Here is a 19,529-nt window from a genome sequence, read left to right as displayed (position 1 = left end):
AGCGCGCGGACTATAGGCATGGCGCGGCGCGGTGCAAGCCCGCAACCGTCAGACGCGTCCGCCCGTCAGGGCGCGGGCGGGCGCGTGGGCAGGGTGTCGGGCATCGGCAACGTCGCGCGCGGAAGCGTGGGCGTCGGTGCGGGCGTGGGGGCCGGCGCGGGCAGCGCATGAGCCGGCGGGGCGGGCGGCGCGGGAGGGTTCGGCTCGGCGGCCGGCGGCCCGGGTGGGGCGGCGGGGGGCGGCGTGCCGAGCGGTTTCCAGAAGCCGGCGGTCCATCCCGCCACCAGCCAGTAGGCGAGCCCGCCCGCGAGGCCGCCGCCGAGTATGTAGAGCGTGCCGTCGTCGAAGGGGACCGGCGTGTCCGAATAGGGCGAGAACAGCGCCGCCGCCACCAGCGCCGAGACCGCGCCATTGGCGGCGTGGAAGATCCAGGAGCGGATGGCGAACATCTCGGCGAACAGGATGCCGATGGCCGCGACCGCCCACATGGCGAGCATCACCGCCATCAGCGCGAAGCTCGCCGCCGCCAGCGCGTCGAACAGGGCCGGGGCATGCACGGCCACCGCACCGGAGAGCAGGTCGCCGATCCGCCAGTAGCCGACCATGATGACAACCATGGTCGCGATCATCCCGACGACGATGCCGAGCGGCACCAGGAGCACGCGAAGCAGCAGGCGCAGAAGATTGTCCATCGCGCTCACACCTGCCTGTGGCAGACGGCCTCGACATTGTGCCCGTCGGGGTCGAGTACGAAGGCGCCGTAATAGGTCGGGTGGTATTGCGGGCGCAGGCCCGGCGGGCCGTTGTCGCGCCCCTCGGCGGCCAGCGCGGCGGCGTAGAAGGCGTCGACCGCCTCGCGATCGTCGGCCGCGAAGGCGACATGAACCCGCCCGCCGGTGAGCGCGCCGCCGGTGCCGATCCAGAAGAACGGCTTGCCGCCGACGCCGAAGCCGGCATGGGCGTCCCCGCCGGTCTGGTCGGGCGTCACCTCCATGACGATGCTGACGCCGAGCGGCGCCAGCGCCGCCTCATAGAAGGCGCGCGAGCGCTCGAAATCGGCGACGGGAAATCCGACATGGTCCAGCATCGCACACTCCCTCCGCCCGGCGATCTCGCCCGGCTCATCGCGTTCGCTACTCGGCCGCCGCCATGGCGCGCAGCGCCAGCCGCTCGCGGGCGGAGAGCTTTTCGGTCTCGCTCTTGAGCTGGCCGCAGGCGGCGAGGATGTCGCGCCCGCGCGGCGTGCGCACCGGGCTCGAATAGCCGGCGCGGAACACGATGTCCGAGAACGCCTCGATCGTCTCCCAGTCCGAGCACTCGTATTTCGTGCCCGGCCACGGGTTGAACGGGATCAGGTTGATCTTGGCGGGAATGCCGGCGAGCAGGCGCACCAGCGCCTTGGCGTCGGCCGGGCTGTCGTTCACGCCCTTCAGCATCACGTATTCGAAGGTGATGCGCTTGGCGTTCGACGCCGCCGGATAGGTGCGGCAGGCCTCGAGCAGCGCCTTGAGCGGGTACTTCTTGTTGATCGGCACCAGTTCGTCGCGCAGCTCGTCGCGCACCGCGTGCAGCGAGATGGCGAGCATCGGGCCGACCTCGCGGCCGAGCTTCTCGATCTCCGGCACCACGCCCGAGGTCGAGACGGTGATGCGGCGCTTGCCGATACCGAGGCCTTCGCCGTCGGCCAGGATCTCGATCGCCTTCGCCACCGAATCATAGGCGTAGAGCGGCTCGCCCATGCCCATGAACACGATGTTGGTGACCAGCCGGTCGCCCTCGGTCGGCAGGCCGGGGCCGGTGGCGCGCTCGCGGCCCGGATAGTCCCCGAGCCGGTCCCGCGCGACCATCACCTGGGCGACGATCTCGGCCGCCGTGAGGTTGCGCACAAGACGCTGCGTGCCGGTGTGGCAGAAGGAGCAGTTCAGGGTGCAGCCGACCTGCGAGGAGACGCACAGCGTGCCGCGGTCGCTCTCGGGGATGTAGACCATCTCCACGTCGTGCGGCCTGTCGCCCGCGATGTCCGGCGGCAGGCGCAGCAGCCATTTGCGGGTGCCGTCATTCGACACCTGCTCGACCACGACCTCCGGCCGGTCGAGGGTGAAGGCGGCGCCGAGCTTCTCGCGCAGGCCCTTGCCGACATTGGTCATCTCGTCGAACGAGGTGACGCCGCGCAGATAGATCCAGTGCCAGAGCTGGGCGACGCGCATGCGCCGCTCGCGCTCGGCCACGCCGATCTCGCCCAGCGCCTCGGCAAGGCCGGCTCGGTCGAGCCCGGCGAGCGAGCGACGGGTGTCCTTCGCCGGGACGCCGGGCGTGGGGGCGTCGGCCTTGGGGACATCGGGCTTGGGGGCAATGGCCGCGCCCGCCCCGGCGGCCTCGGCCGCTGTGGTATCGATCAGGTTCATCGCTTTGTCGAAGATGCGTGTTTGCGCGCCTCATAGCACAGGCCGGCGCGCGAGGCGAATGCGCGTTACTTCAGCGGCACCCAGATGTCGATGACGAGGTCGTCCTGCGAGGTGGTGCGCGGGTCGGAGCGGTATTCCTCGATATAGAGGTCCTGCGCCTCGAGGTCCTTGGCGTCGAGCAGGTTGGCGATCTGCTCGTAGGTCGGGTCCATCGCGTCGTAGGGCCCGCGATGGGTGAAGCGCAGCGCCTTGCCGGCGGGCGAGGCGGAGAAGTCGAAGCCTTCCTTCGGCTTCTCGGTGGTGGCACCGGTGAAGGGGACCTCGGCCTCGAAGCGGAAGCCGTTATCGTCGGTGCTGGTGTAGAGGATGAAGGCGGCGCCGCTCGGCTTCAGCTTCAGCCGGTCCATCTCGGCATAGATCTGCTTCAGCGTCGCGACGATGGTGTCGAACCCCTCGTCCCAGTCGCTGTAGCCCTGCTTCGCCAGCACCGGCACCGGCTGCATCATGGCGAGGTCGCCGAAGCTGTCCGGCCGCTTCAGGGGATCTCCGCCGAGCGGCACCGCCTGAGTCTCCACCGCCTTGGGATCGACGACCGGCGGGGCGACCATGCTGCCGCCGGTCGGCGCGTCCGCGCCCTTGTCGGCCGTGCCCTTGTCGGTCGCGCCCGTATCGGCCGCGCCTTCATCGGGCTGCGCCATGGAGCCGGCATCGCCCGGTGGCGCGTCCGGCGCCTGCGCGTGAAGCGGCAGCGCGGGGGCCAGCAGGACCGGCAGCAGCGCGAGCCGGGCCAGCAACAGGCGGACGGGCGGAGGTATCATCGACATCGGGTCACCGCGGGCAGCGCAAAGGCTGGCGTCTGTTCTAGCACCGACGGCGGCGGCCCGCGACGGGCGTTCGGTCCCACCCCGGACCGCTCGCGCGATCGTGGCCCGTCGTGGCCCGCCCGCCACGCGCCGGCCAAGGGAGGGACGGGGCGGGTCGAGTCCGTCAGGGCGTCGCGGGCGTCCCCCGGCCGATGCCGACATATTTGAAGCCGCGCCCGACCAGGTCCTGCGGCGGGTAGATGTTGCGCAGGTCGACGACGGTGGGGCTCTTCAGCAGCGTCTTCAGGCGGTCGAGATCGAGGGCGCGGAACGCGTCCCACTCGGTGATGATGACGAGGCAGTCCGCGCCTTCGGCGCATTCATAGGCGCCCTCAGCATAGACCACCCCGCCGGGCAGCACCTTGCGGGCCTCGTGCATCCCCACGGGATCGTAGGCGCGCACCTTGACGCCGCGGTCGAGCAGCGACTGCACGATGTTGATCGCCGGGCTGTCGCGCATGTCGTCGGTGTTGGGCTTGAAGGTGAGGCCGAGCACCGCGACCGTGGCCTCGCGCGGCGGCACGTCGAGCGCGGCGAGCACCTTGCGCGCCATGGCGGACTTGCGGGTCTCGTTCACCGTGGTGACGGTCTCGATGAGGCGGATCGGCGTGCCCGCCTCCTGCGCCGTGCGCGTCAGCGCCAGCGTATCCTTGGGAAAGCAGGAGCCGCCATAGCCAGGGCCGGCATGCAGGAACTTCGGGCCGATACGCCCGTCGAGGCCGATGCCGCGCGCGACCTCCTGCACATTGCCGCCGACCTTCTCGCACAGGTCGGCCATCTCGTTGATGAAGGTGATCTTCATGGCGAGGAAGGCGTTGCTGGCATATTTGATCAGCTCTGCCGTGTTGCGCTCGGTGAACAGGATCGGCGCGGCGTTGAGCGAGAGCGGGCGGTAGAGCGCGGCCATCACCTCGCGGGCGCGCGGATCGGTGGTGCCGATCACCACCCGGTCCGGGCGCTTGAAGTCCTCGATGGCGGCGCCTTCGCGCAGGAACTCCGGGTTCGAGACAACGGCGATGTCGGCGCCCGGCGCGGCCTCGTGGATGATGTGCTCGAGATCGCTGCCGGTGCCCACCGGCACGGTCGACTTGGTGACGACGACGGTGAAGCCCTCGGCCGCCCGCGCGATCTCGCGCGCCGCCGCCTGGACATAGGACAGGTCGGCATGGCCGTCGCCCCGGCGCGAGGGCGTTCCGACGGCGATGAACACGACGTCCGCCTCGCGCACGGCCTGGGTCAGGTCGGTATCGAAATGGAGGCGGGAGGCTTCCACGTTGCGCCGCACCAGATCGTCGAGGCCGGGCTCGAAGATGGGTATCTCGCCGCGTTTCAGGCGCTCGATCTTGTCGGCATCCTTGTCGATACACGTCACTTCATGACCGAAATCGGAGAAGCAGGTCCCCGAAACGAGGCCGACATAGCCGGTACCAATCATCGCAACGCGCATGCGAAACCCAACCCCATTATAGATTTGCCGCAATCGGCGGGTGAGACAGAGATACCTTTGCTTATCAAATCCGCGCAGGTGCAGCGAGGCTGCTCTCGCCCTCCGCATCCTTTTTCCCGCACTGCGACAATCCTGTGAATGCCGGGGCCGCTGCGCCATGCCGCGAGCAGCGGAACGGAAGGCCGCGCGGGGGAGGTCAACGGCTAGGCGACGTGGGCCCGCAAGGAATATTACGTAAAGTAAAGTATAGGGGCCTCCGGCGAGGCTATTTCCCTACATTAGACTAATTAAAAACAGTGAGTTACCAAATGTTTAGTTGACATACGGGGGTTGTGGGACGATTACCCCACGCGACGGCCTAGTCGAACCTGTCCTTCGGTCATTCGTTCCAGCTCATGCGCATCAACTTCCCGCTCAACCTGCGTGCTGTCCTGACCGCCGGCGCGCTCATGCGGGCGGCTGTCGTTGCCGCGGTGCTGGCGGGCATCGGCCCGGCCTTCGCCGACGTCACGCTGAAGGACGTCACCGGCCGCGAGGTGCATCTCGATGCGCCCGCCCACCGGCTGCTGATCGACGACGGACGCTATCTCATCGCGCTGGCGCTGATTAATCCGGACCCGGTGAGCGTGCTGGCGGCGTGGCCGCACGACATCAACCGCATCGGCAAGGCCACCTACGCGGCCTATGAGAAGAAGTTCCCCGCCATCGACAAGCTGGCGCGGGTGGCGAGCTCGGCGGGCAGCCTGTCGGTCGAGCAGGTGATCGCGGCGCGGCCGGACCTTGCCGTGTTCTCGCTCGGCTCCCAGCCCACCGAGGAGCAGCGCTCGCGCATCGAGGCCGCCGGCATCCCCGTCGTGGTGATCGACTTCTTCACCCATCCGCTCGCCAATCTGGAGCCCAGCCTTCGCCTGCTCGCCGCCGCCACCGGGCGCGAGGCGCAGGCCGAAGCGTTCCTCGCCTTCCGCCGGGCCCGGCTCGACGCGGTGAAGGCGAAGCTCGCCGACCTCAAGCCCGACGAGCGCCCGCGCGTCTTCCTCGAGCCGCACGCGGCGATGACCTCGGACTGCTGCAATTCGCCCGGCAAGGGCAATGTCGGCGACATCATCGAGGCCGATGGCGGCACCAATATCGGCGCGGCGGTGATCCCGCGCGCCTTCGGCAAGCTCAACCTCGAATACGTCATCTCCCAGGACCCGCAGGTCTACATCGCCACCGGCGGCAGCCACATGGAAGGCACGGCGGGGCTCCTGATCGGACCGGAATACACGGCCGCGAAGGCGCGCGAGACGCTGGCGCGGGTCGTCTCGCGCCCGGGCTTTTCCGGGCTGGCGGCTGTGCGCGACCACCGGGTCCACGGCCTGTCGCACCAGATGCTGAACTCGCCGCTCGATATTTTCACCGTCGAGATCCTGGCCAAGTGGATCCACCCGGAACGCTTCAAGGACCTCGACGTGGACGAAACCGTGCGGGAAGTGAACGAGCGCTTCCTTGCCGTGCCGGTCGAGGGCCCGAACTGGGTCGACCTCGATTGATGCTCGCCGGTCGCCGGGGCCTGCGAGCACTCCCGATCCCCTTCAACGGAGAAACGCCATGCTGATCGACGCGATTTCCGCCCGGTACCGCCCGCGCCTGCTCGGGTCCGCCGCCCTCGCGACGCTTGCCGTCGTCGCCCTCACGGGCATCGCCTCGGCCGAGCCGCAGTTCGTCACCTCGGTCCAGCCGGCCGCCGGCCTCTACGAGGCGGTGTTCAGCGCGCCGATGAACCGCGTCTACGTCGCCGCCGCCGGCACCCGCGGGGCCACCGACACCAGCGTCATCGCGCTCGATCCCAAGACGCTGGAGACCAAGGAGACGATCGCGTTCGGCGACGACCCGGTCTACGGCCTCGGCATCAACAACGCGACCAGGACGCTCTACGGCACCCAGACGCGCGACGGCAGCGTGGCGGCGGTCGATCTCGCCACCGGCAAGATCGTCGCCAAGATCAGCTCCGGCGAGAAGGCGCATGTGCGCGAGGTCGCCGTCGACGAAGCGGCGAACCGCGTCTACGCCACCATTACCGGCATGCGCGGCAAGCCGAGCGCGGTGTGGGTCATCGACGGCGCCACCAACAAGATCGTCGACACGATCGGCGACCTGCCCGGCGCCGTCACCGGCATCTCGCTCGATGCCAAGGGCAAGCGGCTGTTCCTCTCGGCGCTGGAGGGCAACGAGGTCATCGTCGTCGACCTCGCCACCAACAAGCAGGTTAAGTCCTTCCCCTCGGGCGGCAAGGGCTCGATCAACCTCGCCTATGACGCCAGCGGCGATCAGGTGTTCGTCGCCAATATGGGCTCGGACGACGTGACCGTGCTCGACGCCAAGGACGGCTCGCTGATCAAGACCATCGCGACCGGCAACGGCCCGCTCAGCCTCGCCATCGACCCCGAGCGCAGCGTGCTCTACGTCGCCAACCGGCAGGGCGGCTATGTCACGCTGGTCGACACCAAGACGCTGGAGCCGATTGCCAACGTCGTCACCGGATCGATGCCGCAGACCGTGGCGATCGATACCGCGACCGGCAATGCCTATGTCACCAACAAGCTGAAGGCGCCGATGCGCCCCCGTCCGCCCGCGCCGCCGGCCGGCGCCGAGAAGGGTGCGGCGGCGGACGGGCCGCCGGCGGGTGGTCCGCGCGGGCCGCGCGTGCCCATGGTCGACCCCTTCGGCGACACCGTGTCGCTGATCAAGCCCTGATCGGCTAGCGCCAGGAGCGGACCTTCCCGATGACTCCCCGCCCGATGACAGCCCGATCTCAAGGAGCGACGCGTATGCGCGATGCCGGAGAGCAGGCGGCGTTCGCCCCTGCCTTGCCCTTCGCGCTGGTGTCGGACCGCGAGACCGTCGTCGGGAAGGGAAGCCTCGGCGTCGTGGCGCCGGGTACCGCGCCGCTGGAGGCGCGCGTGCGCGCGCTTCTGGCCGCGCGGCCGGAGGGGCCGCGCCTCGTGCTCGGCGCGCTGCCCTTCGATGCCGGCGCGCCCGCCCATCTGTTCCAGCCGGCCGAGGTCGCGCGCAGCGGCAGCCGCGCCTGCTTCGCCGCCGCCTTTCCCCCGCCGGCGCTCGTGCGCCCCGCATCCGCCCACCCGGCATCGGGTGCGCCGCGCCGCTGGACGGCGCATGCCGAACCTTCGCTCGCCGCCTACCGCGCCGCCGTGGCCGAGGCGCTGCGCCGGCTCGAGCGCGGCGACGAGGGGCTGCGCAAGGTGGTGCTCTCGCGCAGCCTGCGCCTCGCCTGCGACCGGCCGATCGAGACCTCGCACGTGCTGCGCGCGCTCGCCGAGGACCCGCTGGTGACGGCCTATTGCGTGCCGCTGCCGGAGCGCGAGGCCGGCCATGCGCGCGCGCTGGTCGGCGCCACGCCCGAGCTTCTCGTGTCGCGGCAGGGCACGCAGGTGCTCTCGCGCCCGCTCGCCGGCTCCGCCCGCCGCTCGCCGGATGCGGGCGAGGACCGCGCAGCGGCCGAGGCGCTCTCCGCCTCCGACAAGGACCGGCGCGAGCACCGCGAGGTCGTCACCGCTATCCTCGACCAGCTCGCGCCCTATTGCGCCGAGCTCGGTACGCCGGACGGCACGAGTTTGACCTCGACGGCGACCATGTGGCATCTCGGCACCCGCATCGTGGGGCGGCTGCGCGACCCGTCGGTCTCCTCGGTGGAGCTCGCCACGCGGCTGCACCCCACCCCGGCGGTGTGCGGCACGCCGCGCGAAGCGGCGGCAAAGCTCATCGCCGAGCTCGAAGGCTACGACCGCGGCTTCTATGCCGGTGCAGTCGGCTGGTGCGACGAGGCGGGCGACGGCGCCTGGCACGTCGCCATTCGCTGCGCCGAGATCGAGGGCGGGCAGGCGAGGCTCTATGCCGGTGCCGGCATCGTGCCCGGTTCCGACCCGGTCGCGGAGGGCGAGGAGACCTCGGCCAAGTTCGCCGCGCTGCTTCGCGCGCTCGGCGTCGGCGAGGAGGACGTGCCGGCGGAGGATATGGAGTGAAGCCTCTTTCCCAGGTCTGGCCGGCGGAATTCGCCGAACGCTACCGCGCCCGGGGCTATTGGCGCGGCGAGACCTTCCCGGCCATGCTGCGCGAGCGCGCGGTGCGCTTTGCCGACCACCTCGCCGTCGTCGGCGCCGACCAGCGCTGGACCTATGCCGAGCTGGAGCGGCACGCGGAGCGCATCGCCGGCGGGCTGCTCGCGCTCGGCCTCGCGCCCGGCGACCGGGTGGTGGTGCAGCTTCCCAATATTCCCGAATTCCTGTCGGTGGTGTTCGCGCTGTTCCGGGCGCGGATGATCCCGGTCTATGCGCTGCCGGCCCATCGCAGCGTCGAGATCGTGCATTTCGCCCGCACCGCCGAGGCGCGCGGCTACATCATCGCCGAGCGCCATGACGGCTTCGACTATCGCCCCCTCGCGCAGGAGGTGTGCCGCGAGGTGCCGGAAATCGCGCATGTGGTCGTGGTCGGCGAGGCGGGTCCCTTCACCGCACTCGACGCGCTGCCCGAAGGGGCGGCGGAAAAGCTGCCGGCGGACCCGGACCCGTCAGAGGTCGCCTTCCTGCAGATTTCGGGCGGCTCGACCGGGCTTTCCAAGCTGATCCCGCGCACCCATGACGACTACATCTATTCCTTCCGCGCCAGCGCCGAGATCTGCGGGCTGACACCCGAAAGCGTCTATCTCGCCGCGCTGCCGGTCGCGCATAATTTCCCCATGAGTTCGCCCGGCGTGTTCGGCGCGCTCCATGCCGGCTCGAAGGTGGTGATGAGCCCCTCGCCGAGTCCCGAGGTCGCCTTCGAGCTGATCGCCCGCGAGAAGGTGACGATCACCGGCCTCGTGCCGCCGCTCGCCCTGCTGTGGCTGCAGGCGGCGGGCAGGACCCAGCACGACCTGTCCTCGCTCGAGGTGCTCCAGGTCGGCGGCGCCAAGTTCATGCCGGAAGCCGCGCGGCGCGTGCGCCCGACGCTCGGCTGCACGCTGCAGCAGGTGTTCGGCATGGCCGAGGGGCTGGTGAACTACACCCGCCTCGACGACCCGGAGGAGATCATCGTCTCCACCCAGGGCCGGCCGATCAGCCCGGACGACGAGGTGCTGATTCTCGACGACGCCGGCGATCCGGTGCCCGAGGGCGAGCCGGGCAACCTGCTCACGCGCGGGCCCTACACGATCCGCGGCTACCACAACAATGACGGCGCCAATGCGCGCTCCTTCACCGCCGACGGCTTCTACCGCACCGGCGACGTGGTGCTGCGCACGCCCGAGGGCTACCTCGCGGTGCAGGGCCGGGCGACCGACCACATCAACCGCGCCGGCGAGAAGATCTCGGCCGAGGAGATCGAGGACCACCTGCTCTCGCATCCGGGCGTGTTCGACGCCGCCGTGGTGTCGCTGCCGGATGAGTATCTGGGCGAGCGTTCCTGCGCCTTCGTGATCCCGGACGGGGAGAAGCCGAAGGCGGCGGCGCTGAAGGCGTGGGTGCGCGCGCGCGGCCTCGCCGACTTCAAGGTGCCGGACCAGATCGTGTTCGTCGACGCCTTCGAGACCACGGCGGTCGGCAAGGTCTCGCGCAAGGAGCTGCGCGCCAGCCTGCGCCGCCGCTTCCTCGAGAGCGCCGGGGCGGAGGGCTGAGCATGAACGCGCCCAAGGCCGGACTGCCGACCATCGCGCCCTACGATCTGCCGCGCGCGCAGGAGCTGCCGAAGCCCCGCGCGCCCTTCCGGCTGGAGCGCGCGCGGGCGGCGCTGCTGATTCACGACATGCAGAACTATTTCCTGCGCGTCTTCACGCCCGATGCCTCGCCCATCTCCCCGGCGATCGCCAACATCGCGGCGCTGGCCGCGGCGGCGCGGCGTGCGGGCGTGCCGGTGTTCTACACCGCGCAGGAGGGCGACCAGGATAGGCGCGACCGCGGGCTTCAGGCCGAGCTCTGGGGGCCGGGCATGAGCTGGGCGCCCGAGCACCAGCCGATCGTCGATGCGCTGCGCCCGGAAAAGGGCGACCATGTGCTGGTGAAGCACCGCTACAGCGCCTTCCAGCGCTCGAACCTCGAGGAGCTGATGCGCGCGCGCTCGCGCGACCAGCTCGTCATCTGCGGTGTCTACGCCCATATCGGCTGCACGCTGACGGCTGCCGACGCGTTCATGCGTGATATAGAGCCCTTCATGGCCGCCGACGCGCTGGCCGACTTCTCGCGCGCCAAGCACGAGCTTGCCCTGTCCTACGTGGCGGATGTGTGCGGCGTGCCGCTGACCACGGCGCAGATCCTGGAGGTGCTGTGATGGCCATCGAGCCCGCCGACATCCGCCGTATCGTCACCCCGGTGGCGCCGGTGACGCGCGAAAAGATGCGCGCCGACATTGCGAAGATGCTGCACGAGGACCCCGAGGAGATCGGCGGCGACGACAGCCTGATCGATCTCGGCCTCGATTCCATGCGGGCAATGAACCTCGTGCTGATGTGGAGCGAGGGTGGGCTGGAGCTGGAATTCTCCGAATTCGCCGAGAACCCGACGCTGGACGGCTGGTGGAAGCTGGTGAGCGCCAGGCAGGACGCGCGGGCGGGCGCCGCCTGACCTCCATGGCGCAGGACGTCGCGGCAGCCCTCGAAGCGGCGGGCACGGAATCCTACCCGCTCACCGAGGCGCAGTCCGGCCTGTGGTACGCGCAGCGGCTGGACCCGGCCAACCCGCTCTTCAACACCGGCCAGTATATCGAACTTCTCGGCCCGCTCGACCGGCCCGCCTTCGAGGCGGCGCTGGCGCAGGCGACCGGCGAGGCCGACGCGCTTTCGCTGCGCATGGTCGAGGGGCGCGAGGGGCCGCGCCAGTTCATCGAGCCGTCGAACCGGCCGGTGCTCGAGATCGTCGACGTCTCCGCCATGCCCGACCCCGAGGCGGCCGCGCTCGACGCCATCGCCCGCGACATGGCGACCGCCATCGACCCGACGCGCGACCCGCTCGCCGGCGAGACGCTGTTCGTGCTGGGGCCGGAGCGCCACATCTGGCAGCAGCGCGTGCATCACCTCGCCATCGACGGCTACGGGATGATCCTGCTCACCCAGCGCGTCGCCGAGCTCTACAACGCCCGCCGGCGCGGAACGACGCCCGGTGGCCCGCCGCCCTCCTTCGACGTGGTGCTGCGCGAGGATGCGGACTATCGCGCCTCGGCCAGGCGCCAGGCCGACGGCGACTACTGGCGCGCCCTGTTCGAGGACCGGCCGGAGGTGGCGAGCCTCGCGCCCGGCAACCCGGTGAGCGCCTTTTCCTTCCATCGCAGTGCGGCCGAGATCGGGCCGGCCGCCTTCGCGGCGCTGGGCGAGGTCGGCGCGCGCACCGCCATTCCCTGGCCGGACGTCGTCACCGCGCTCACCGCGGCCTATCTCCAGCGCCACATGGCGACGCCCGAGGTGGTGATCGGCGTGCCCTTCATGGCGCGGCTCGGCAGCGGCGCGGCGCGCGTGGCGGCGATGCTGATGAACGTGCTGCCGCTGCGCGTGGCGGCGCCGGACGGGGCGCCGCTGGACGATTTCCTCGGCGCGGTGGCGAAGAGCCTGGTTCGGGCGCGCCGTCACGGGCGCTACCGCAGCGAACAGCTTCGGCGCGACCTGAAGCTGATCGGCGGCCAGCGCCGCCTGCACGGCCCGCTGGTCAACCTGCTGCCCTTCGACGAGACGCCGCGCTTCGAGGGGCTGGAGAGCCGGCTCGAAGTGCTCTCGACCGGGCCGGTGGAGGACATCACCTTCACCTTCCGCCTGCACGGCACGGACGGGCTGCGGCTGGAGGTCGACGCCAATCCCGAGCTCTATCCCGAGATCGAGGTCGAGGCCCACGCGGCGCGGCTGAAGGCGTTCATCGAACGGGCGGTCGCCGCCGCCTCGCCCGACGAGGTGCCGCTCGCCACGCCCGAGGAGGCGCACCGCCATATCGTCACGCTCAACGCCACCGCCCATCCGGTGCCGGGCGCGACGTTGAGCGCACTGATCGCGCGCGCGCTCGCCGCGACGCCGGAAGCGCCGGCGCTGCGCTTCGCCGGACGGACGCTGAGCTATGGCGACCTCGACGCGCGCAGCGCCGCGCTGGCACATGAGCTCGCCCGGCGCGGCATCGGGCGCGGCGACATCGTCGCGGTGGCGCTGCCGCGTTCGCTGGAGCTGATCGTGGCGCTGATCGGCGTGCTGCGCGCGGGCGCGGCCTATCTGCCGCTCGACCTTGCCCATCCCGACGAGCGGCTCGGCCGCATCCTCGCCTCCGCCGCACCGCGCCTCGCGCTGGCCCGCGCCGCCGACGCACCGCGCTTCGCCGGAAGGGTCGACACGCTCGCGCCGGAAGATTGGCCGGAAGAGCCCACAGGGGCGGCGCCGGAAGAGCCGCAGCCGGACGACGCGGCTTACGTCATCTACACTTCGGGCTCGACCGGCGAGCCCAAGGGCGTGGTGATCGAGCACCGCGCCATCGTCAACCGGCTGGAATGGATGCGCGTCCATTACGGCTTCGGGCCGCAGGACCGCATCCTGCAGAAGACGCCCGCGACCTTCGACGTGTCGGTGTGGGAGTTCTTCCTGCCCTTCCTCGCCGGCGCCTGCCTCGTCGTCGCCCCGCCCGAGGCGCATCGCGACCCGGTGGCGCTGGCGCGGCTCATCCGCGAGGAGCGGGTGACGACCGCCCATTTCGTGCCCTCCATGCTGGCGGCCTTCCTTGCCGAGCCGTCCGCGCGGGGGCTCGCGCTGGCGCGGGTGTTCTGCTCGGGCGAGGAACTGCCGGCGGACCTTCGCGAGCGCTTCCACCGCACGCTGAAGGCCGAGCTGCACAATCTCTACGGGCCGACCGAGGCGGCGGTCGACGTCAGCTACTGGCCGGCCGGCCCGGAGGACCTCTCGCGCCCGGTGCCGATCGGCTTTCCGGTGTGGAACACGCGGCTCTATGTGCTCGACGAGCGCGGCCGCGTGCAGCCGCCGAACGTCCCCGGCCATCTGTTCCTCGCCGGCGTGCAGCTCGCGCGCGGCTATCTCGGTCGGCCGGACCTGACCGGTGAGCGCTTCGTGCCCGATCCCTTCGTGCCGGGTGAGCGCATGTACGCGACTGGCGACCTCGCCCTGTGGCGGCCGGACGGCGCGGTGGTGTTCCTCGGCCGCTCGGATCACCAGATCAAGATCCGCGGCCTGCGCATCGAGCTCGGCGAGGTCGAGGCGGCGGTGATGTCGTCCGGGCTGGTGCGCCAGGCGGGCATCGTCGCGCGCGAGGATGGCGGCACGAAGCGCATCGTCGCCTATGTCGTGCCCGAGCCCGGCCTGGAGGTGGAGACGTTGCGTGCCCATCTCGGGGCCCATCTGCCCGACTACATGGTGCCGGCCGCCTTCGTCGCGCTCGATGCGCTGCCCGTGACCTCGAACGGCAAGCTCGACCGCGCCGCGCTGCCCGCGCCGGACTTCGCCGGCTCCGGCGCGCGCCCGCCGCAGAGCGAAACCGAGAAGCGCCTCGCCGCGCTGTTCGCCGAGCAGCTCAAGCTCGACGGGCCGATCTCGGCGGAGGACGATTTCTTCGCGCTGGGCGGGGATTCGCTACAGGCGGTCGGCCTGCTTCTGCATGTGCGCGAGGCGTTCGGGCGCGATCCCGGCCTCGGCGCGCTGTTCGCGCAGCCGACGCTGGCCGGCTTCGCCCGGCTGATCGACGCCGAGGCGGGCGAGGAGGATGCCGGGCTCGGCCCGCTCATCACCCTGGTCGAGGGCGACCCCGACCTGCCGCCGCTGTTCGCGATCCACCCCGCCGGCGGCATTTCCTGGTGCTACGGGCGCCTCGGGCGGGCGCTCTCGCCGCGCCGCACGCTATACGGCGTACAGGCGCCCGCGCTGGCGCCCGGGGTCGCGACGCCCGAGAGCCTGGAGGCGCTCGCCGCCGACTATGTCGCGCGCATCCGCGACGTCCGCCCGGAGGGGCCGTATCATCTCGTCGGCTGGTCGGTCGGCGGCATCATCGCGCAGGCGATGGCGGTGCGGCTGCGCGAGCAGGGCGCGCGGGTCGGCGTGGTGGCGATGCTCGATTCCTACCCGGCCGACGTCTGGCGCGGCGAGCCCGACCCCGGCGAGGACGGCGCGCTGAAAGCGCTGCTCGCCATTGCCGGGCACGACCCGGACCGGCTGCCCGCACTCGCCCTGACGCGTGAATCCGTGCTGGTGTTCCTGCGCGCCACCGACAGCCCGCTCGGCCGCCTGCCCGATGCCGCGCTCGACGGGGTGGTGCGCGTGGTCTCGGGCAACAACCGGCTGGTGCGCGGGCATTTCCACCGCCGCTATGACGGCACCATCCTGCATTTCCGCGCCGCGCTCGACCATGAGGGGCGCGACCTCGCCCCCGCCCAGTGGGCGCCCTATGCGGGGCGGGTCGAGGTGGTCGACATTGCCTCGCTTCACGCCCATCTCACCGGCCTGGAGGCGGTGGCGGCCATCGCCCCGGCGCTGGCGCGGGAGATGGCCGCGGCTGAACAGAAAGAGGACTGAGCGATGCGCGACAGCGGTCTCAACGGCAAGGTGGCCCTCGTCACCGGCGCGGCGGGTGGCATCGGCGCCGCCGTGGTGCGCCAGCTCGTGGAGGAGGGCGCGCGCGTCGTCGCCACCGATGCGGACGAGGCCGGCGCGCGGGCGCTCGCGGCCGAGATCGGCGAGGCGGTGACGCCCGCTCTGCTCGACGTGCGCTCGAGCGAGGCGGTGACCACGCTGGTCGACCATATCGAGCACCATATCGGTCCGATCGACCTGCTGGCCAACGTCGCCGGCACGCTGTCCTACGAGCTGGTGGTCGACGTGACCGACGAGGAGTGGGAGCGCGTCTTCGACATCAACGCGGCCGGCGTGTTCCGCGTCTCGCGCGCCGTCGCCAAGGTGATGCTGGCGCGCCGGCGCGGCGCCATCGTGACGGTGAGCTCGAACGCCGCCGGCATTCCGCGCCACGCCATGGCCGCCTATGCCGCCTCCAAGGCCGCCGCGACCATGTTCACCCGCTGCCTCGGGCTGGAGCTGGCGCCGCACGGCATACGCTGCAACATCGTCGCGCCCGGCTCGACGCTGACGCCGATGCAGACCGGCATGTGGGCGGACGAGCACGGCGCGGCGCGGGTGATCGAGGGCTCGCTCGAGACCTTCAAGTCCGGCATCCCGCTCGGCAAGCTGGCCCGGCCGGAGGACGTCGCCGACGCGGTGGTCTACCTGCTCTCCGAGCGCGCCGGCCACGTTACCATGGCCGACCTCTATGTCGATGGCGGCGCCACGCTGCGGGCCTGAACGCCGGCCTCGTCCAGCGCCCGGTCGACCATGATCTGCAGGAAGCCGTGCGAGCAGCGCTCGACCCGCGCGGCCACCTTGTAGACGTCGGCCAGCATGGCGGGCGTGATGGCGGCGTCCGGCGGGCCGTCGGCGGCGACCGCGCCCTGCTTCATGACCACGACGCGCGTCGCATAGCGGGCGGCCTGCGCGATGTCGTGCAGCACGATCACCACGATGATGCCGCGCTCCTCCGCCAGCTCGCGCACGAACTGCATGACGCGGAGCTGGTGGTGGATGTCGAGCGCGCTGGTCGGCTCGTCGAGCAGCAGCACGGTCGGCTCGCGCACGATCGACTGGGCGAGGCTCGCGAGCTGGCGCTGGCCGCCGGAGAGCTCGTCGAGCCCGCGCATGGCGAGGTCCGAGATGCCGAGCCGCTCCAGCGCACGAAGCGCGCGGGACTGCGCCTCGGCCACGTCCGACGCGCCGTCCGGGGACGACATCAGGGCGCTGAGCGTCGCCTCCAGCACGGTGAGCGCGACGCGCTGCGGCAGCGCCTGCGGCATGTAGGCGACGCGCGCGGAATGGCCGGCCACGGAAAGCCGGGTGAGTTCCACCTCGTCGAGCCGGATCGAGCCGCGGGCGGGCACGAGCCCGGCGAGCGAGCGCAGCAGCGTGGTCTTTCCCGCCGCGTTGGGTCCGATCAGCGCCGTGACGCCGCCGCCCTCGATCGCCGGCAGGGAGAGATCGGAGATGACGCGGCGGCGGCCATAGCCGGCCGACAGGCCCTCGATCCTCAGTGCAGGCGGCGCCATCACAGCCTCTCGCGCCGGGAGAAGACGAGCACGACGAAGAATGGCACGCCGATCAGCGCGGTGACGATGCCGACCGGCAGCAGCGCGCCGGGCACCAGCGTCTTCGAGGCGACCGAGGCGAGCGACATGATCGCCGCGCCGGTGAGCATGCTGGCGGGCAGGAAGAAGCGGTGGTCCTCGCCGACCAGCAGGCGGGCGATGTGTGGCGCCACCAGCCCGATGAAGCCGATCGTGCCGACGAAGGCGACCGAGGTCGCCGCCAGCAGGCTGACCCGCAGCAGGGCGAGGAAGCGCAGGCGCCGGACCGAGATGCCGAAGGAGCGCGCACGGTCCTCGCCGAGCCTGAGCGCCGTCATGCGCCAGGACGCGGCGAGCGAGAACGGCGTGGTGGCGAGCAGTACCAGCGCCAGCACGCCGAGCTTGTCCCAGGTGGCGCGCGCGAGGCTGCCCATCGACCAGAACACGAGCTGCTGCAGCGCCTCCTGCGTGGCGACGAACTGCACCAGCGCCACCAACGCGTTGAAGGTGAAGACCAGCGCGATGCCGAACAGCACCAGCGTCTCGACCCCGGTGCCGCGCAGGCTCGCCAGCATCTGCAGCAGCAGCACCGAGCCGAAGGCGAGGATGAAGGCGAACACCGGCAGGTTCCAGCCCACCGGCAGGAGCGGTAGCGAAAGCCCCATCACCAGCGCCAGCGCCGCGCCGAAGGAGGCGGCGGAGGAGACGCCGAGCGTGAACGGGCTGGCGAGCGGGTTGTTGAGGATGGTCTGCATCTCGGCGCCGGCGAGGGCGAGCGCGGCGCCGACCAGCGTCGCCATCAGCGCGTAGGGCAAGCGCACGTCCCAGATGATGACGCGCGAAGGAGCGTCGAGCGCGCCGGGATGCAGGATGCCGGTGAGGACGTCGGACAGCGGCAGGTTGGAAGGGCCGGTCGCGATGTCGAACAGCATCGCCGCGGTCATGAGCAGGCAGAGCGCGCCGATGAGCACGATCCGCCGGCGCACGAGACGCGCATAGGCCGACAGCTCGGCGTCATGGGCGGGCGAGGAAGGAGAAAGCTCGGACATCCCATCTCCGGCGGCGCCCCGCGCCCGAAAGGCCGGGAAGGCGAGGCCGGATAGGGTTCTGCATGAGCCCACCGGACCGGTCAAGCTTCTGGCGCGCCAGCGAATTTGCTTGGAATTGTTTCATTCTGGGAAAGCCCGATTTGCGCGCCGCTCCGCATGGTCTAGAGGTGACGCCTCCGCCGCAGCCGTGAACGCCGATGAATCCCGTCATCCTGCCCGATGCCCAGTGGTTCGACCTCGCGCCCGAGGGGGGCGGGGCGCCCTACCGCATCTTCCTCGCGCGGCCGCGCGTCGCCGCGCCGGCGGAGGGCTTTCCGGTCGTCTACATGCTCGACGCCAATGCCGGCTTCGCCACCTTCGTCGAGGTGATGCGGCGCGGCGCGGTGCGCCCGCAGGCGACCGGGATCCGCGAGGCGGTGATCGTCGGTATCGGCTACCCGGAAGGCGACGACCACCGCGCACGGCGCCATCTCGACTACACCGCCGGCCCGAGCGAGGAGACGCCGCGTCAAGGAGCGGCCCACCCCCACGGCGGGCGCGACGCCTTCCTCGCCTTCATCGAGCGCACGCTGAAGCCGCGTATCGCGGCTCTGGCGCCGGTCGAGGCGGTGAACGCGACGCTGTTCGGCCATTCGCTGGCCGGCTGGTTCACGCTCGATGTGATGACGCGCGATCCCGCCGCCTTCCGCACCCATGTCGCGGTGAGCCCGTCCATCTGGTGGGACGAGGCGCGTCTTCTGGAGGGGCTCGCCCTCGCGCAGGGCACGGCGGTGCGGGCGGCGCTGATGGTGGGCGAATGGGAGCAGGCGCTCTCGCCCTGGCAGCAGGGGCGCCCCGACGCGGGCGAGATGGCCGCCCGCCGCGCCCGCCGCGCCATGGTCGACCGCACCCGGGCCTTCGCCGCGCTCGCCGCCGAAAGGCTGGGCGCGCAGGCGCAGGTGAGCTTCGAGCTGCTGGCGGGCGAGGACCACGCCTCGGTGCTGCCCTCGGCGATGGCGCGGGCGCTGCGCTTCGCACTCGCGACGTGACGGCGGTGTGACCTAGCGCAAGCTGCTCCAGACGTGACTTGCTTAAGGTCACCGGGCCGCTAGTGGTAGCGGCCGAGACGGCCGCTTAAACGGAACACAGGCATGACCGACATTCTCTCCGACACCCCCGCCGCCAAAGTGCGCTCCATCCAGATCGCCGCGGCGCTCATCGTCGCCGTGGCAGGGGCCGGAACGCTGGCCGGGGCGTGGTACTTCCAGCTCGTGGTCGGGCTCGCGCCGTGCCCGCTCTGCCTCGAGCAGCGGGTGCCCTATTATGCCGGCGTGCCGTTCGCGGTGCTGGCGATCCTGAGCGCGGCGGCCGGCAATCCGAAGCTCGCGCGCGTGCTGCTGGCGGTGACCGGGGCGCTGATGGCGACGGCGGCGGCGCTCGCGATCTACCACGCGGGCGTGGAATGGCACTTCTGGGCCGGGCCGACCTCCTGCACCGGCTCGGCGCCGGCGATCTCGACCGGCAACATGCTGGAGAGCCTGCAGCAGGCGCCCCGCGTGGTGCGCTGCGACGAGGCGCCGTGGCGGCTCGCCGGCATCTCGCTCGCGGGCTACAACGCGCTGATCGCGACCGCGCTGACGCTGGTCGCCTTCCGCGGCGCGGCGGTGCGCTGAGGAGCGTC

The 19,529-nt window shown here is 71.3% G+C and carries 17 protein-coding genes; 10 read left to right on the top strand and 7 right to left on the bottom strand.

Annotated features, from left to right (window positions below):
• Nucleotides 1–65: 65 nt before the first annotated feature.
• The 5 genes from NVS89_RS16870 to NVS89_RS16850 form a co-directional block, all read right to left on the bottom strand.
• Entirely contained in the window at nucleotides 66–692 is a 627-nt protein-coding gene (locus NVS89_RS16870) for a hypothetical protein (RefSeq protein WP_258733937.1), read from the bottom strand.
• Between the two features lie 5 nt (nucleotides 693–697).
• Nucleotides 698–1,087, bottom strand: coding sequence for a VOC family protein (locus NVS89_RS16865; protein WP_258733936.1), 390 nt, complete (start codon nucleotides 1,085–1,087; stop codon nucleotides 698–700).
• 46 nt (nucleotides 1,088–1,133) lie between these two features.
• Entirely contained in the window at nucleotides 1,134–2,405 is a 1,272-nt protein-coding gene (gene rlmN, locus NVS89_RS16860; protein ID WP_258733935.1) for a dual-specificity RNA methyltransferase RlmN, read from the bottom strand.
• 65 nt (nucleotides 2,406–2,470) lie between these two features.
• Nucleotides 2,471–3,229 carry a GyrI-like domain-containing protein gene (locus tag NVS89_RS16855; protein ID WP_258733934.1) on the bottom strand — a complete coding sequence of 253 codons (759 nt, stop codon included), beginning with the start codon at nucleotides 3,227–3,229 and terminating at the stop codon, nucleotides 2,471–2,473.
• Nucleotides 3,230–3,392: 163 nt separating this feature from the next.
• Nucleotides 3,393–4,715 (bottom strand): UDP-glucose dehydrogenase family protein, encoded by a 1,323-nt coding sequence (locus NVS89_RS16850; protein WP_258733933.1) that lies wholly within the window; start codon nucleotides 4,713–4,715, stop codon nucleotides 3,393–3,395.
• 395 nt (nucleotides 4,716–5,110) lie between these two features.
• On the opposite strand from NVS89_RS16850, the gene NVS89_RS16845 reads away from it, so the two are divergent.
• From NVS89_RS16845 to NVS89_RS16810, 8 genes are all read left to right on the top strand, one after another.
• Nucleotides 5,111–6,247, top strand: coding sequence for an ABC transporter substrate-binding protein (locus tag NVS89_RS16845; protein ID WP_258733932.1), 1,137 nt, complete (start codon nucleotides 5,111–5,113; stop codon nucleotides 6,245–6,247).
• Nucleotides 6,248–6,305: 58 nt separating this feature from the next.
• Complete coding sequence (locus NVS89_RS16840) at nucleotides 6,306–7,451, top strand: YncE family protein (protein WP_258733931.1); 1,146 nt, start codon at nucleotides 6,306–6,308, stop codon at nucleotides 7,449–7,451.
• Nucleotides 7,452–7,525: 74 nt separating this feature from the next.
• Nucleotides 7,526–8,737 (top strand): isochorismate synthase, encoded by a 1,212-nt coding sequence (locus NVS89_RS16835; protein WP_258733930.1) that lies wholly within the window; start codon nucleotides 7,526–7,528, stop codon nucleotides 8,735–8,737.
• Entirely contained in the window at nucleotides 8,734–10,365 is a 1,632-nt protein-coding gene (locus NVS89_RS16830) for a (2,3-dihydroxybenzoyl)adenylate synthase (RefSeq protein ID WP_258733929.1), read from the top strand. Before NVS89_RS16835 ends, NVS89_RS16830 begins: the two co-directional genes overlap by 4 nt.
• Before the next feature lie 2 nt (nucleotides 10,366–10,367).
• Nucleotides 10,368–11,015 (top strand): isochorismatase family protein, encoded by a 648-nt coding sequence (locus NVS89_RS16825; RefSeq protein WP_258733928.1) that lies wholly within the window; start codon nucleotides 10,368–10,370, stop codon nucleotides 11,013–11,015.
• Nucleotides 11,015–11,308 (top strand): phosphopantetheine-binding protein, encoded by a 294-nt coding sequence (locus NVS89_RS16820; RefSeq protein WP_258733927.1) that lies wholly within the window; start codon nucleotides 11,015–11,017, stop codon nucleotides 11,306–11,308. The genes NVS89_RS16825 and NVS89_RS16820 overlap by 1 nt, the downstream gene beginning before the upstream one ends.
• Nucleotides 11,260–15,228 (top strand): non-ribosomal peptide synthetase, encoded by a 3,969-nt coding sequence (locus NVS89_RS16815; protein WP_258733926.1) that lies wholly within the window; start codon nucleotides 11,260–11,262, stop codon nucleotides 15,226–15,228. Before NVS89_RS16820 ends, NVS89_RS16815 begins: the two co-directional genes overlap by 49 nt.
• 3 nt (nucleotides 15,229–15,231) lie before the next feature.
• The gene (locus tag NVS89_RS16810) at nucleotides 15,232–16,008 is read left to right on the top strand and encodes a 2,3-dihydro-2,3-dihydroxybenzoate dehydrogenase (protein ID WP_258733925.1); all 777 of its coding nucleotides are present in this window, start codon (nucleotides 15,232–15,234) and stop codon (nucleotides 16,006–16,008) included.
• On the opposite strand, the gene NVS89_RS16805 is transcribed toward NVS89_RS16810, so the two are convergent.
• Both NVS89_RS16805 and NVS89_RS16800 read right to left on the bottom strand, forming a co-directional pair.
• Nucleotides 15,975–16,802 carry an ABC transporter ATP-binding protein gene (locus NVS89_RS16805; RefSeq protein WP_258733924.1) on the bottom strand — a complete coding sequence of 276 codons (828 nt, stop codon included), beginning with the start codon at nucleotides 16,800–16,802 and terminating at the stop codon, nucleotides 15,975–15,977. The genes NVS89_RS16810 and NVS89_RS16805 overlap by 34 nt on opposite strands.
• On the bottom strand, nucleotides 16,802–17,869 hold the full coding sequence (locus NVS89_RS16800; protein WP_258733923.1) for a FecCD family ABC transporter permease: 1,068 nt from the start codon (nucleotides 17,867–17,869) through the stop codon (nucleotides 16,802–16,804). The genes NVS89_RS16805 and NVS89_RS16800 overlap by 1 nt, the downstream gene beginning before the upstream one ends.
• 197 nt (nucleotides 17,870–18,066) lie before the next feature.
• On the opposite strand from NVS89_RS16800, the gene NVS89_RS16795 reads away from it, so the two are divergent.
• Nucleotides 18,067–18,897 carry an alpha/beta hydrolase gene (locus NVS89_RS16795; RefSeq protein ID WP_258733922.1) on the top strand — a complete coding sequence of 277 codons (831 nt, stop codon included), beginning with the start codon at nucleotides 18,067–18,069 and terminating at the stop codon, nucleotides 18,895–18,897.
• A gap of 102 nt (nucleotides 18,898–18,999) precedes the next feature.
• Complete coding sequence (locus NVS89_RS16790) at nucleotides 19,000–19,521, top strand: disulfide bond formation protein B (RefSeq protein ID WP_258733921.1); 522 nt, start codon at nucleotides 19,000–19,002, stop codon at nucleotides 19,519–19,521.
• Nucleotides 19,522–19,529 lie beyond the last annotated feature (8 nt).

The organism is Ancylobacter mangrovi (genome assembly GCF_024752355.1).
Taxonomy (GTDB): domain Bacteria; phylum Pseudomonadota; class Alphaproteobacteria; order Rhizobiales; family Xanthobacteraceae; genus Ancylobacter; species Ancylobacter mangrovi.
The sequence above is the reverse complement of the archived record's forward strand: the minus strand, read 5'-3'. Positions and strand labels throughout refer to the sequence as shown.